We start from the raw sequence: 13,039 nt of genomic DNA, 5'->3' as shown, positions 1-13,039 counted from the left end.
GGGGATCGTGGAGCGGGCCGTCCCGCCCGCTCCACGGTGGGTGTCGGAGCCGGTGTCTCAGCCGAACACGGCGAGGCTCTTGGCCTTGCCCTTCTGGCTCTCGACCAGCGCGAGGAACTTCCCGTCGGGTCCGAAGACGCCGACCGCCTTCCCGGTCTCGTACTCGTCCGGCATGTCCAGGCGTACGCCGTTGAGCAGGAGCGAACCGCGCCGGGCATCGACGTCCCAGCGGGCGAACGCCGCGGCCGCGGCCTCGGCCACCGGCATCACGGTGAGCGACTCCTGGAGCTGGTCCAGGGTCCGGGCCGCGTCCAGGCCGTACGGGCCGACGCGGGTGCGGCGCAGCGCGGTGAGGTGGCCGCCGACGCCGAGTCCGGCCCCGAGGTCACGGGCGAGCGCGCGGATGTAGGTGCCCGACGAGCAGACGACGGAGACGACCAGGTCGACGACCGGCGTGCCGTCCTCGGCGACGGCCTCGCGGACGTCGTAGACGCGGAACGAGGAGACGGTGACCGGGCGGGCCGGGATGTCGAACTCCTCGCCGCCGCGCACCCGCGCGTACGACCGCTTGCCGTCGATCTTGATGGCGGAGACCTTGGACGGCACCTGCATGATGGCGCCGGTCAGCTCCGCGACCCCCGCGTCGATGCCCTCGCGGGTCACCTTGGACGCGTCGGTGGACGAGATGATCTCGCCCTCGGCGTCGTCGGTGATGGTGTCCTGGCCGAGCCGGATCGTACCGAGGTACTCCTTCTCGGTGAGGGCGAGGTGGCCGAGGAGCTTGGTGGCCCGCTCGACGCCCAGGACCAGCACGCCGGTCGCCATCGGGTCGAGGGTTCCGGCGTGGCCGACCCGGCGGGTCTTGGCGATGCCGCGCATCTTGGCCACGACGTCGTGCGAAGTGAAGCCCGACGGCTTGTCGACAATGACAAGTCCGTCGGGCGTCTTTGCTGCGGTGCTCATGCGGAGGCGTCGTCCTCGTCGCCGGGCTTCTTGTACGGGTCGGCGTCACCGGCGAACTGGGCGCCCGAGGACACCTCGCGCACCGCGGCGTCCGAGGCCCGTGCCTTGTCGAGGAGGTCCTCGATGGTCTTGGCGTTCTCGGGGAGCGCGTCCGCGATGAACGTCAGGGTGGGCGTGAACTTGGTGCCGGCGGCGGAGCCGACCGCGGAGCGCAGGATGCCCTTGGCGCTCTCCAGGCCCGCCGCGGCGGCGGCCCGCTCCTCGTCGTCCCCGTACACCGTGTAGAAGACCGTGGCCTCCCGCAGGTCGCCGGTGACCCGGGTGTCCGTGATGGTGACGTGCGTTCCGAGGCGCGGGTCCTTGACGCCACGCAGCAGCTTCTCGGCCACCACCTCCCGGATGAGGTCCGCCAGCTTCTTCGCCCGCGCGTTGTCGGCCACTGGTCCTTCTCCTTCTCAAGCCTTGCTCAGTGTTCAGTCTTCGTCGCTGTGGAGCCTGCGTCTCACCGAGAGCAGCTCCACCTCGGGCCGGCCGGCGACGAGCCGCTCGCACCGGTCGAGTACGTCTGTGAGGTGCCCCGTGTCCCCGGACACCACCGCCAGGCCGATCTCGGCCCTGCGGTGCAGATCCTGGTCGCCCACTTCGGCCGCACTCACCGCGTACTTGCGCTGGAGTTCGGCGACGATCGGCCGGACGACGGAGCGTTTCTCCTTCAGCGACCGTACGTCGCCGAGGAGCAGGTCGAAGGACAGCGTCCCCACATACATGTATGTCCGGATGTCCCGCCGGTACGGGTTAGAGGACCCCGCCAAAGCCTTGGCAGGGACATCAAGAACCGTACCGGAACGGCCGGGGCCGATCGACGGAAATATCTTCCCGCCGATCGGCCCCGACACTGCGTTCCTCAGGAGGCACCGCCTCCGGGGGTACGGATCGGCTGCACGGACTAGCCGCGCGGCTTCTCGCGCATCTCGTACGTCGCGATGACGTCGTCGATCTTGATGTCGTTGAAGTTTCCGAGGTTGATACCGCCCTCGAAGCCTTCGCGGATCTCGGTGACGTCGTCCTTGAAGCGACGGAGCCCCGAGATGTTGAGGTTCTCTGCGATGACCTTGCCATCGCGGAGCAGGCGCGCCTTGGTGTTGCGCTTGACCTCGCCCGACCGGACCAGGACACCGGCGATGTTGCCCAGCTTGGACGAGCGGAAGATCTCGCGGATCTCCGCCGTGCCGAGCTCGACCTCTTCGTACTCCGGCTTGAGCATGCCCTTGAGGGCCGCTTCGATCTCTTCGATCGCCTGGTAGATGACCGAGTAGTACCGGACGTCGACGCCTTCGCGCTCCGCCATCTGCTGGGCACGCCCGGCAGCGCGGACGTTGAAGCCGATGACGATCGCGTCGGAGCCGGTCGCCAGGTCGATGTCCGACTCGGTGACCGCACCCACGCCGCGGTGCAGGACGCGGATGTCGACCTCTTCGCCGACGTCGAGCTGGAGCAGCGAGGACTCGAGAGCCTCCACCGAACCGGACGCGTCGCCCTTGATGATGAGGTTGAGTTCCTGCACCAGACCGGCCTTGAGGGCCTCGTCCAGGTTCTCCAGGGAGAACCGCACACCCTTGCGGGCGAAGCGGACGTTGCGCTCACGGGCGGCACGCTTCTCGGCGATCTGACGGGCCGTACGGTCCTCGTCGACGACCAGGAAGTTGTCGCCGGCGCCCGGGACGTTGGTGAGACCGAGGACGAGGACCGGAGTCGAGGGACCCGCCTCTTCCACGTTCTCGCCCTTGTCGTCGAGCATCGCGCGGACTCGGCCGTACGCGTCGCCGACCACCATCGTGTCGCCGACCCGCAGGGTGCCTCGCTGGACCAGGACGGTCGCGACGGCGCCGCGGCCGCGGTCGAGGTGCGACTCGATCGCGATGCCCTGCGCGTCCTGCTCCGGGTTGGCCCGCAGGTCGAGCGAGGCGTCGGCGGTGAGGACGACGGCCTCCAGGAGGGACTCGATGTTGAGGCCCTGCTTGGCGGAGATGTCGACGAACATCGTGTCGCCGCCGTACTCCTCGGCCACCAGACCGAACTCGGTGAGCTGACCGCGCACCTTGGTCGGGTCCGCGCCCTCGACGTCGATCTTGTTGACCGCGACCACGATCGGCACGTCGGCCGCCTTGGCGTGGTTCAGCGCCTCGATCGTCTGGGGCATCACACCGTCGTTGGCCGCCACCACGAGGATCGCGATGTCGGTCGACTTCGCACCACGGGCACGCATGGCGGTGAACGCCTCGTGACCCGGGGTGTCGATGAAGGTGATCTTGCGCTCATCACCGTTGACCTCGGTGGCGACCTGGTACGCACCGATGTGCTGCGTGATGCCACCGGCCTCGCCCGCAACGACGTTCGTCTTGCGGATCGCGTCCAGAAGGCGGGTCTTACCGTGGTCGACGTGACCCATGACGGTCACGACCGGCGGACGCGCGACGAGGAACTCCTCGCCACCCTCGTCCTCGCCGAACTCGATGTCGAAGGACTCGAGCAGCTCGCGGTCCTCCTCCTCCGGGCTGACGATCTCGAGGACGAAGTTCATCTCGTCCGCGAGGAGCTTCAGCGTCTCGTCGGAGACCGACTGCGTGGCGGTGACCATCTCGCCGAGGTTCATCATCACGCCGACGAGCGACGCCGGGTTGGCGCCGATCTTCTCGGCGAAGTCGGTCAGCGAAGCACCGCGCGACAGGCGGACGGACTGTCCGTTGCCGCGGGGCAGCATGACGCCGCCCACCGACGGGGCCTGCATGGCCTCGTACTCCTGGCGCCTCTGACGCTTCGACTTGCGACCACGACGGGCGGGCCCGCCGGGACGGCCGAAGGCACCCTGTGTGCCACCGCGGCCACCCGGGCCACCGGGACGGCCCTGGAAGCCGGGACGACCGCCGAAGCCGCCGCCACCACCGGGAGCGCCGCCACCCGGACGGGGGCCGCCGAAGCCGCCGCCGCCACCGGGACGACCGCCGCCACCGGGACCCGCCGGACGGCCGGCGAAGCCGCCGCCGCCACCGGGACGACCGGCACCGCCGCCGCCACCCGGACGACCGCCGGGGCCACCGGGACCACGGCCACCGGGGCCACCGCCGGGACGCGGGCTCGCGGCCGGACGCTGCGGCATCATGCCGGGGTTCGGACGGTTACCGCCCGGAGCACCACCCGGGCGCGAGGCGCCGCCCTGCGGACGGGGCATGCCGCCCGGGCTCGGACGGGCGCCGCCCTGACCCTGCGGACGCGGAGCGCCGCCGGGGCCGCCCTGCGGACGCGGGGCACCACCGGGGGCACCGGCACCGCCGGGACGCGGAGCGCCGCCACCGGGACGGGGCGACTGCGGCCGCGCCATGCCGGTGGAGCCACCCGAGGTGAAGGGGTTGTTACCGGGGCGCGGACCGGCCGGACGGGCACCGCCCGGACGGGGGGCACCCTGACCCGCGGGACGGGCCGGACGGTCGCCGCCACGCTGGCCGCCATCGCGCTGGCCACCGTCACGCTGACCGGCCGGGGCCGGACGGGCGGGACGCGGGCCGGGGGTGGCACCGGCGGGACGCGGGGCCTGGGGCGCCGCGGGCTGGGCCGGAGCCGGAGCCGAGAACTCGGCGGCGGGCACCGGGGTGACCGGGGCCGGCTTGGCCGGGGCGGGCTTCGGACCCGGGCGCGGGCCCGAGGCGGCCGGAGCCTGGGAGGGGGTGCTGCTCACCGGGGCGGCCGGAGCCGCAGGCGCGGCGGGAGCCGGCTTGGGGGCCGGGGCGCCGGGCTTCGGGGCAGCGGGACGTGCCGCAGCGGCCGGGGAGGGCGCCGCGGGCTTGGCGGGCGCGGCCTTGCGGGGCGCGCCGGGCTTGGCAGCGGACTTGCCGGCGTTGCCGCCGGGCCCCTGCAGTGCGTCAGTCAACTTGCGTACAACCGGCGCCTCGATCGTCGAGGACGCCGAACGGACGAATTCACCGAGTTCTTGGAGCTTGGCCATGACGACCTTGCTCTCAACCCCGAACTCCTTGGCGAGTTCGTATACCCGGACCTTAGCCACTTCGCTCCTTTTAGGTCCGGGTTACCGCCGGACCGTCGCTACTTCATGGGCGTACTCATCGCGTACTCATCGAGTGCTCATCGCAATCTCGACCTACTTCCAACTCGCGAGGTACCTGACCGCACGGGATTCCGTGCCGTACTTCTTCTTACGTTGCTGCCTGCTCGACGTAATCCCGCAGTGCCGCGGTGTCGAGCGCTTCCTTGACCTTGAAGGCCCTGGAGAACGCCCGGCGGCGGACCGCCTGGTCGAGACAGACCGAGGCGGGGTGTACATACGCACCCCGGCCGGGCAGCGTACCGCGAGGATCAGGGGCGCAAGCACCCTCGACCGCCACGATGCGCAGCAGTTCGTTCTTGGCCGCTCGCTCCCGGCATCCCACGCAGGTTCGCTCAGGGCAGGCGCGGGCGTGCGTCCGGCCAGACACGTTTAAGTCTACCTCCCCGCACCGACCTCACCCCTTTGGGGCAAAAATCGAACGGTTGTTGTCCAGAAAGCTCACCCTGCCCCCCAGAACAGGGGCAGGGCCACTTGTTATTCCCGTGGGGCCGGTCAGTCCTCGGCCGGCTGCTCGGTGTCCGGGCGGATGTCGATGCGCCAGCCGGTGAGGCGGGCGGCGAGGCGGGCGTTCTGCCCTTCCTTGCCGATGGCGAGCGAGAGCTGGTAGTCCGGCACGGTCACCCGGGCGGAGCGGGCCGCGAGGTCCACGACCTCGACCTTGGAGACCCGGGCCGGGGAGAGCGCGTTGGCCACCATCTCGGCCGGGTCGTCCGACCAGTCGACGATGTCGATCTTCTCGCCGTGCAGCTCGGCCATGACGTTGCGCACCCGGCCGCCCATCGGGCCGATGCAGGCGCCCTTGGCGTTGAGGCCACTGCGCGTCGAGCGCACCGCGATCTTCGTACGGTGACCGGCCTCGCGGGCGATCGCCGAGATCTCCACCGAACCGTCGGCGATCTCCGGGACCTCGAGCGCGAACAGCTTCTTGACCAGGTTCGGATGGGTGCGCGACAGGGTCACCGAGGGACCGCGCACACCCTTCGCCACCCGTACGACGTACGTACGAAGGCGCAGTCCGTGCGTGTACTCCTCGCCCGGCACCTGCTCCTGCACCGGCAGCATGGCCTCCATCTTGCCGATGTCGACCAGTACGTTCTTCGGGTCCTTGCCCTGCTGGACGACGCCGGTGATGACGTCGCCCTCGCGGCCGGCGAACTCGCCGAACGTGATGTCGTCCTCCGCGTCGCGCAGCCGCTGCAGGATGACCTGCTTGGCGGTGCTCGCCGCGATGCGGCCGAAGTCCGACGGGGTGTCGTCGAACTCCTTGGCCTCCTGGCCCTCTTCGAGGTCGGCCGGGTCTTCCTTCGCCCACACCGTGACATGACCGTTCTCACGGTCGAGCTTCACGCGCGCACGCCGGAAGCTGCCCTCGGTGCGGTGGTAGGCGATGAGGAGCGCCGACTCGATCGCCTCGACCAGCAGGTCGAAGGAGATCTCCTTCTCCCGGACCAGACCCCGCAGGGCACTCATGTCGATGTCCACGGCTACGCCTCCTCTTCGTGTCGAATGTCGTTCAGGATGTCGTTCTTGTTGTCTTCGGCGATCTCGTTCTTGCCGTCCTTGCGGCTGAACTCGATCTCGACCCGCGCCTTGGCGATCTCGGTGAACGCGATCCGGCGGGCGGTGGGCCTGCGCCCCTTCACACCCGGGATCTCGGCGTCGATGCCTTCTTCGTCGGCCTCGATGATCCGCGCGACCAGCTCACCGCCGTCGTGCAGCTGGAGCCGGGCGAGCCGGCCGGTGGCGCGCAGGTAGTGGCGGAGCTCGGTGAGCGGGCGCTCGGCGCCGGGAGACGTCACTTCGAGGACGTACTCCTCCTCGCCCATCGCGTCGCTTTCGTCGAGCAGCTCGGAGACGGCCCGGCTCAGCTCGGCACAGGCGTCCAGCTCCACGCCCTCGTCGGAGTCGACCACGATCCGCAGCACGCGCCGGCGGCCCGCCCGGGACACCTCGATCTCCTCGAGGTCCAGATCCTTCGCGCTGACGAGCGGTTCAAGGAGACCGCGCAGCCTGTCGCTCTGGGTCGTGCTCATCCGGGTGACTCCTCGGCCGCGTCTGCTGTTGTGGGGATCGTCGTCGCGTACGGCGGCCGTCATCGGACCGCCGCCGTCAGATCAAAGGGTATCCGGTCCCGGAGGGTGTTGCCGTCCACGGCCCGGGGCCCGCGGGTACGCTCGCCTGCGGTGATCACTCGGTCACCGGCGGACCTGGCACGCAGGGAGAGACACGTGGGGCACCCGGGGACCACGCGAAGGCGTGTGCTGGCCGTGACGGGAGCGGCGGCCACAGGCCTGCTGACCGGCTGCTCGGGCGAGGGCTCCGGCGCCGGTCGGCGCGCTTCCGAGACCGGGGCGCGCGAGGCGGCCGCCCGCGCGGAGGCGGCACTGCGCGCCCGGACCTCGGCCACGAGCCGGGCGCTCGTCACCCAGTACGACGCGGTTCTCGCGATGCATCCGACCCTGCGGCCCCGGCTCGCGCCGCTGCGCGATCAGGCCGCCCAGCACACGTCGGCCCTCGCACCGGCTTCGGCCACCACCCCTTCCCCCAGGCCCTCGACCACGGCCTCGCCCGCAGCCCCGGCGGGGGTCTCGACGGTCGCGTCCGACGCCGACGAGGCCCTCAAGCAGCTCGCGGACGCCGAACGGCGCACCTCCGACGCCCAGTTGGCGGCCCTCGCGACGGCGCCGCCCGAGCTCGCCCGGTTGCTCGCCTCGGTCGCGGCGTCCAACGCGGGACACGCCTTCCTCCTCGGCGGGGGTGAGTGATGGCCAAGACCCTGGAGGCGGCGCAGGCCGCGCTGGCCGCCGAACACGCGGCGGTGTACGGGTACGGGGTGCTCGGCGGCCGGCTCTCCGATGCCCGCGCCGCCGAGGCTCGCGAGGCCTACACCGCGCACCGCTCCCGCCGCGACTCCCTGGCCCGTACGGTGCGTGACCTGGGCGGATCGCCGGTGGCGGCGGCCGCTGCTTACGCCCTGCCGTTCGCCGTGCCGGACGCCGCCTCGGCGCTGCGGCTCGCGGCGGACCTGGAGGACCGGGTCGCCGGCGTCTACTCGGACCTCGTACGGGCCGCAGCGGGCCCGCTGCGCCAGGAGGCGGCCGGCGCCCTGCGGGAGGCAGCGGTGCGGGCCGTTCGCTGGCGGGGCGGCAGCGTAGCCTTTCCTGGGCTCGCGGAACGCCCGAGCGCACCGGTTCCACCGGCCAGTACCTGAGTTCCACCGGCTAGTACCTGAGCAAGGGGCAATACACGCATGGCTTTCGAACCGCCTGAGCGGCTGGTACGCGCGCTCGGCGAGACGTACGGGGACACGCTGGCCGGGCCCTGGCTCGACCGGTTGCCGGAGCTGGCCGAGGAGTCGGCGGCCCGGCGCGGGCTCGCCGTCGACCGGGTGCAGGCGCCGGGCGGCCGCTCCAGTCTGGTCGCCCTCGTACGCCGTCCGGACGGCACCCCGGCCGCCCTCAAGGTCGCCCCCGCCTTCGCCCGGCCGGACCTGGAGCGCGCGGCCCTGTCGCACTGGAACGGCTGGGGCGCGGCCCAGCTGCTGGAGGACGAGGCCGTCGACGACGCGCTGCTCCTGGAGCGGCTGCACCCCGAGGTGTCGCTGCGCTCGCTGCCCGAGGCGAAGGCCCTGCTCGAAGCGGCCGGTACGGTGCGGCGCCTGTGGGTCGAGCCACCGGCCGGCCACGCCTTCGAAACGGTGGCCGACCGCACGGAGCGGCAGAGCGTGCCGATGCGGGCCCAGCAGGACGCCGACCTCGCTCCGCTCGTGACGGCCGCGCTGGCCGCCCGCGACGAACTGACCGCGTCCGCACCGGAGTTGGTGTTGCTGCACGGCAACTTCCGCCAGAGCAAGGTGCTTTCGGGCGAGCGGGCGCCGTGGCTGACGGTGGGGCCCGAGCCGCTGGTCGGCGAACGGGCCTATGACCTGGCCCGGTTGGTGCGCGACCGCGTCGAGGACCTGATCGCGGCGCCGAGCGGGGCGTCCTCGGCCCGCCGCCGCGTCAACAGGCTCGCCGACTCGCTGGATGTCGACCCTGCGCGGCTGCACGGCTGGACGCTGTTCCGGGCGGTGGAATCGGGCTTGCGCGCCCGTGCGGCGGGCCGCGACCGGGACGCGGAACTCCTCCTGGAATTCGCGGGCTGGCTGTAACCGCCCCGCCCGGCGGCGGGGGTGCGGCGGGGCGAGGCCCCGGCGCACCCCCGCTCGAACCGCACCGCACCCCCGGAGGGGGAGGGTCAGGCCGTCACGCGGTCAGGCGGGTGATTGCCTCGGCCAGGGGGAGTTCCTCGCGCTCCCCCGTCCGGCGGTCCTTCAGCTCGAAGACGCCCTCACCCACACGACGCCCCGCCACCAGGATCTTCGGCACCCCGATCAGCTCCGCGTCCGTGAACTTCACGCCCGGCGAAACCCCGGCCCGATCGTCGACCAGAACCCGCAACCCCGCGGCACGCAGCTGCTCGGCCGCGTCCAGGGCCGCCTCGGTCTGCACCGCCTTGCCCGCCGCGACGACGTGCACATCGGCCGGGGCGATCTCGGCGGGCCAGCACAGCCCCTTGTCGTCCGCGCTCTGCTCGGCGAGGGCCGCGACCGCGCGCGAGACACCGATGCCGTACGAGCCCATCGTGACCCGCACCGGCTTGCCCTCCTTGCCGAGGACGTCGAGCTGGAAGGTGTCGGCGTACTTGCGGCCGAGCTGGAAGATGTGGCCGATCTCGATCGCGCGGTCGAGCTTCAGGCCAGCGCCGCAGGACGGGCAGGGGTCGCCCTCCTCGACCACGACGACGTCGAGGTAGTCGTCGACCTCGAAGTCACGGCCGCAGACCACGTTGCGGGCGTGGGTGTCGGCCTTGTTGGCGCCGGTGACCCAGGCCGTGCCGTTCGCCACCCGCGGGTCGGCGATGTAGCGGACCTTCTCCAGGCCCTGCGGGCCGACGTAGCCGCGTACGAGGTCGGGGCGGTCCGCGAAGTCCTCGGCGGTCACGAGCTCCACCACGGCGGGCGCCAGGTGCTCGCCGAGCTTGCCGAGGTCCACCTCGCGGTCGCCGGGCACGCCGACGGCGACGATCTCGCCGTCCACCTTGACCAGGAGGTTCTTCAGGGTGGCCGAGGCCGGGACGCCCAGGTGCGCGGCGAGGGTCTCGATGGTGGGGGTGTCGGGGGTGTCGAGCTCCTCGACGGGCCCGTGCGCGGAGCCGTCGACCGGGGCGGCGACGAACGTCACGGCCTCGGTGTTGGCCGCGTACTCGCAGGCCGGGCAGTCCACGAAGGTGTCCTCGCCCGCGGCGGCCGGGGCCAGGAACTCCTCGGACGCGGAGCCGCCCATGGCGCCGGAGACGGCGGACACGATGCGGTAGTCCAGGCCCAGGCGCGCGAAGATCTTCTGGTAGGCGGCGCGGTGCAGCGCGTACGACTCGGCGAGGCCCTCGTCGGTGGTGTCGAAGGAGTACGAGTCCTTCATCTGGAACTCGCGGCCGCGCAGCACGCCGGAGCGCGGGCGGGCCTCGTCGCGGTACTTGGTCTGGATCTGGTAGAGCATCACCGGCAGGTCCTTGTAGGACGTGCACTGGTCCTTGACCGTCTGCGTGAAGATCTCTTCGTGCGTCGGGCCGAGCAGGTACTCGCCGCCCTTGCGGTCCTTGAGGCGGAACAGCAGGTCGCCGTACTCCTCCCAGCGGCCGCTCGCCTCGTACGCGTCCTTGGGCAGCAGCGCGGGCAGCAGGACCTCCTGCGCGCCGATGGCGTCCATTTCCTCGCGTACGACGGTGGTGATGTTGTCCAGGACCTTCTTGCCGAGCGGCAGCCAGGTCCAGATGCCGGCGGCGTTGCGGCGCACGTATCCGGCGCGGACCAGGAGCTTGTGGCTGAGCGTCTCGGCGTCCGCCGGGTCGTCGCGCAATGTCTTGGCCATCAGACGGGACATGCGCTGAACCTGGGCGGCTGCCATGGATTTCTCTCCTGTACGTGCACGGGGTGATGCCTGGAGGTTAGCCGGGCGGCCCGAGTGCGCGGAAATCCGTTTAGCGGAATTCCGTTTGGCCGTGCCTCAGCAAGGGGAGAGGCGCGCCCATCACGGCGTACGGCCGGGCCGCGCTCGGGAAGTGCACCTGGCCGGCCAGATCGACGTAACCGAGCCCTCGGTACAGGGCGCGGGCGGGGCTCTCCGTGTCGATCGCGGAGAGGATCGAGCGGGGCTCGGTGGCGGTGTCGGTGATGGTGGTGATGAGCGCGCGGCCCAGGCCCCGGCCCTGGAAGGCGGGGTGGACGTGCAGCTCGGTGATCACGAAGGAGTCGTCGAGCCACCACTCGGCGCCGTTGTTGCGCAGATACGGTTCGACGACGGTGGACCACCAGTGGGCCCGGTCGTTGGGCATCCCGTACACGAAGCCCGCGAGGCGCCCGTCGACGGTCGTGGCGCCGAGCGCCCTGGCGCCTGGGTAGGACAGGTGCCGCAGCACGATGTGGCGGCGCACCCCGACCTCTTCGGCACTGAGTCCGAAGGCGACCGCCTGTACGGCGAGGGCCTCGTCCACGCGGGCCGCGAGGTCGAGCGGTCCGACCAGTACGTCAGAGTCAGCAGGCATGGGCGCACCCTAACCTCAGACCCGGGCTCTCAGAACAGGACGCTCATGAACGCCCCGGTCTCACGGAAGCCGACCCGGCGGTAGCAGGCGCGGGCGGGGGCGTTGAAGTCGTTCACGTACAGGCTCACGACGGGGGCGACGTCCGCGAGCGCGTAGCGCAGGACTGCGGCCATGCCGGTGGCCGACAGGCCCTTGCCCCGATGTTCGGGGGCGACCCAGACGCCCTGGATCTGGCAGGCCTGGCTGGTGGCGGCGCCGATCTCGGCCTTGAAGACGACCTTGCCGTCCTCGATACGGGCGAACGAGCGCCCAGAACCCACGAGTTCGGCGACGCGGGCCTGGTAGAGCAGTCCGCCGTCGCCCGCGAGCGGGGAGACGCCGACCTCCTCGGTGAACATGGCGACACAGGCCGGCATGATCACGTCCATCTCGTCCTTGCGGATCCGGCGGACGTACGGGTCCGGCGCGATGTCCTCGGGCATCTTCTCGGCGACCATCAGCGGCTGATGCGGGCGTACGTCGCGGGCGGGGCCCCAGTGCGGTTCGAGGAGGCGCCAGAGCTGGGCGGTAGGTTCGGCGGGGCCGACGATCGAGGAGCAGCGGCGGCCGGTGCGGCGGGCGCGGTCGGCGAAGGAACGTACCGCCTCGGGCGTCGCGCAGATCGGTACGAGGTTGGCGCCGGAGTAGCAGAGGGAGCGCAGGTGGCCGTCGGCGTACCAGCCCCACATCTCGCCGCCGAGGCGCCAGGGGTCGAGGCCGGCGATCTGTACGCGCGAAGTCACGAACGCGTTGGCTACCGGGTCGCTCTCCAGGATGGCGAGCGCCGCGCCGAGGTCGCCGGGTTCGAGGACCCGGGTGGTGGTCTGCATCAACACGAGGGGGCCTCACGGTACGGTCTGCTGATCTCCGCACTGTACCTGCCACCCTGCCGCGGCCGCCCCCAGACCCTGACTCCGCCGGTGGGGGGCGGGGGGCTGCCTGGGGCTGCGCCCCGGACCCCCATCGCGCCTGAGCGGGGCTCGTCCTCAAACTCCCCCAAGGCCTCAAGGGCCACGGGGGACCCCCATGACGGGCTGAAAATGCTCGGCCCTGCCAGGGGCGCGGGGCTGTGACATGTGCGGCCCCGCCCCGATGGGGGTCCCCCCTGTTCGAGCGAAGCCGAGAACTTGGGGGAGCGACCGGCCACCCCCCAGCCCGCAGCCGACAAAGATCCGCCCCTCCCGCACGACCCCCCGGAGGGTTTCGGGAAGGGGCGGGGTGGGGTGGGGTGGGGGAATTCAGCCCGCCACCGACACCTGCGGCTCGCCCGAGGCGATGCCGTCCTTCTCCATCTGCTCCGCGATCTTCATCGCCTCGTCGATCAGCGTCTCCACG

At 71.7% G+C, this 13,039-nt stretch carries 13 protein-coding genes; 3 read left to right on the top strand and 10 right to left on the bottom strand.

Annotation, left to right across the window (positions count from 1 at the left end; genetic code table 11):
- Nucleotides 1-57 precede the first annotated feature (57 nt).
- From truB to rimP, 7 genes are all read right to left on the bottom strand, one after another.
- On the bottom strand, nucleotides 58-963 hold the full coding sequence (gene truB / locus IE206_RS38220; protein ID WP_189970675.1) for a tRNA pseudouridine(55) synthase TruB: 906 nt from the start codon (nucleotides 961-963) through the stop codon (nucleotides 58-60).
- A complete protein-coding gene (gene rbfA / locus IE206_RS38215; protein WP_114041263.1) occupies nucleotides 960-1,403 on the bottom strand; it encodes a 30S ribosome-binding factor RbfA in 444 nt (147 codons plus the stop codon). Before rbfA ends, truB begins: the two co-directional genes overlap by 4 nt.
- Nucleotides 1,404-1,436: 33 nt before the next feature.
- Nucleotides 1,437-1,730: a DUF503 domain-containing protein gene (locus IE206_RS38210; RefSeq protein ID WP_114041264.1), complete on the bottom strand. Its 294-nt coding sequence runs from the start codon at nucleotides 1,728-1,730 to the stop codon at nucleotides 1,437-1,439.
- A gap of 179 nt (nucleotides 1,731-1,909) precedes the next feature.
- Nucleotides 1,910-5,023: a translation initiation factor IF-2 gene (gene infB, locus IE206_RS38205; RefSeq protein ID WP_189970673.1), complete on the bottom strand. Its 3,114-nt coding sequence runs from the start codon at nucleotides 5,021-5,023 to the stop codon at nucleotides 1,910-1,912.
- A gap of 148 nt (nucleotides 5,024-5,171) precedes the next feature.
- On the bottom strand, nucleotides 5,172-5,450 hold the full coding sequence (locus IE206_RS38200) for a YlxR family protein (protein ID WP_189970672.1): 279 nt from the start codon (nucleotides 5,448-5,450) through the stop codon (nucleotides 5,172-5,174).
- 125 nt (nucleotides 5,451-5,575) lie between these two features.
- Complete coding sequence (gene nusA / locus IE206_RS38195) at nucleotides 5,576-6,565, bottom strand: transcription termination factor NusA (protein ID WP_114041267.1); 990 nt, start codon at nucleotides 6,563-6,565, stop codon at nucleotides 5,576-5,578.
- Between the two features lie 2 nt (nucleotides 6,566-6,567).
- Complete coding sequence (rimP, locus tag IE206_RS38190) at nucleotides 6,568-7,116, bottom strand: ribosome maturation factor RimP (RefSeq protein WP_189970670.1); 549 nt, start codon at nucleotides 7,114-7,116, stop codon at nucleotides 6,568-6,570.
- A 234-nt stretch (nucleotides 7,117-7,350) separates the two neighbouring features.
- Here rimP and IE206_RS38185 point away from each other — a divergent pair, with 234 nt between their 5' ends.
- Genes IE206_RS38185 through IE206_RS38175 form a run of 3 tightly spaced genes read left to right on the top strand, consistent with a single transcriptional unit; the run spans nucleotide 7,351 to nucleotide 9,233 of the window.
- Nucleotides 7,351-7,848 (top strand): hypothetical protein, encoded by a 498-nt coding sequence (locus IE206_RS38185; protein ID WP_226599806.1) that lies wholly within the window; start codon nucleotides 7,351-7,353, stop codon nucleotides 7,846-7,848.
- Nucleotides 7,848-8,294, top strand: coding sequence for a ferritin-like domain-containing protein (locus tag IE206_RS38180; protein WP_189970666.1), 447 nt, complete (start codon nucleotides 7,848-7,850; stop codon nucleotides 8,292-8,294). Before IE206_RS38185 ends, IE206_RS38180 begins: the two co-directional genes overlap by 1 nt.
- Before the next feature lie 39 nt (nucleotides 8,295-8,333).
- Nucleotides 8,334-9,233 carry an aminoglycoside phosphotransferase family protein gene (locus tag IE206_RS38175; RefSeq protein WP_189970664.1) on the top strand — a complete coding sequence of 300 codons (900 nt, stop codon included), beginning with the start codon at nucleotides 8,334-8,336 and terminating at the stop codon, nucleotides 9,231-9,233.
- Between the two features lie 94 nt (nucleotides 9,234-9,327).
- Here IE206_RS38175 and IE206_RS38170 read toward each other — a convergent pair whose 3' ends face one another.
- From IE206_RS38170 to IE206_RS38160, 3 genes are all read right to left on the bottom strand, one after another.
- A complete protein-coding gene (locus IE206_RS38170) occupies nucleotides 9,328-11,028 on the bottom strand; it encodes a proline--tRNA ligase (RefSeq protein WP_189970662.1) in 1,701 nt (566 codons plus the stop codon).
- 73 nt (nucleotides 11,029-11,101) lie between these two features.
- Complete coding sequence (locus IE206_RS38165; protein WP_189970660.1) at nucleotides 11,102-11,665, bottom strand: GNAT family N-acetyltransferase; 564 nt, start codon at nucleotides 11,663-11,665, stop codon at nucleotides 11,102-11,104.
- A 29-nt stretch (nucleotides 11,666-11,694) separates the two neighbouring features.
- Nucleotides 11,695-12,540, bottom strand: a complete 846-nt coding sequence (locus IE206_RS38160) for a GNAT family N-acetyltransferase (RefSeq protein ID WP_226599808.1) — start codon at nucleotides 12,538-12,540, stop codon at nucleotides 11,695-11,697.
- Nucleotides 12,541-13,039: the final 499 nt, after the last annotated feature.

The organism is Streptomyces violascens, assembly GCF_014649955.1.
Lineage (GTDB): Bacteria > Actinomycetota > Actinomycetes > Streptomycetales > Streptomycetaceae > Streptomyces > Streptomyces violascens.
The sequence above is the reverse complement of the archived record's forward strand: the minus strand, read 5'-3'. Positions and strand labels throughout refer to the sequence as shown.

Bases quoted from the DNA above. Each gene is read 5' to 3' on its own strand.
- truB (WP_189970675.1), bottom strand. From the start codon at position 963: ATGAGCACCGCAGCAAAGACGCCCGACGGACTTGTCATTGTCGACAAG.
- IE206_RS38210 (WP_114041264.1), bottom strand. From the start codon at position 1,730: ATGTATGTGGGGACGCTGTCCTTCGACCTGCTCCTCGGCGACGTACGG.
- rimP (WP_189970670.1), bottom strand. From the start codon at position 7,116: ATGAGCACGACCCAGAGCGACAGGCTGCGCGGTCTCCTTGAACCGCTC.
- IE206_RS38180 (WP_189970666.1), top strand. From the start codon at position 7,848: ATGGCCAAGACCCTGGAGGCGGCGCAGGCCGCGCTGGCCGCCGAACAC.
- IE206_RS38175 (WP_189970664.1), top strand. From the start codon at position 8,334: ATGGCTTTCGAACCGCCTGAGCGGCTGGTACGCGCGCTCGGCGAGACG.
- IE206_RS38170 (WP_189970662.1), bottom strand. From the start codon at position 11,028: ATGGCAGCCGCCCAGGTTCAGCGCATGTCCCGTCTGATGGCCAAGACA.
- IE206_RS38165 (WP_189970660.1), bottom strand. From the start codon at position 11,665: ATGCCTGCTGACTCTGACGTACTGGTCGGACCGCTCGACCTCGCGGCC.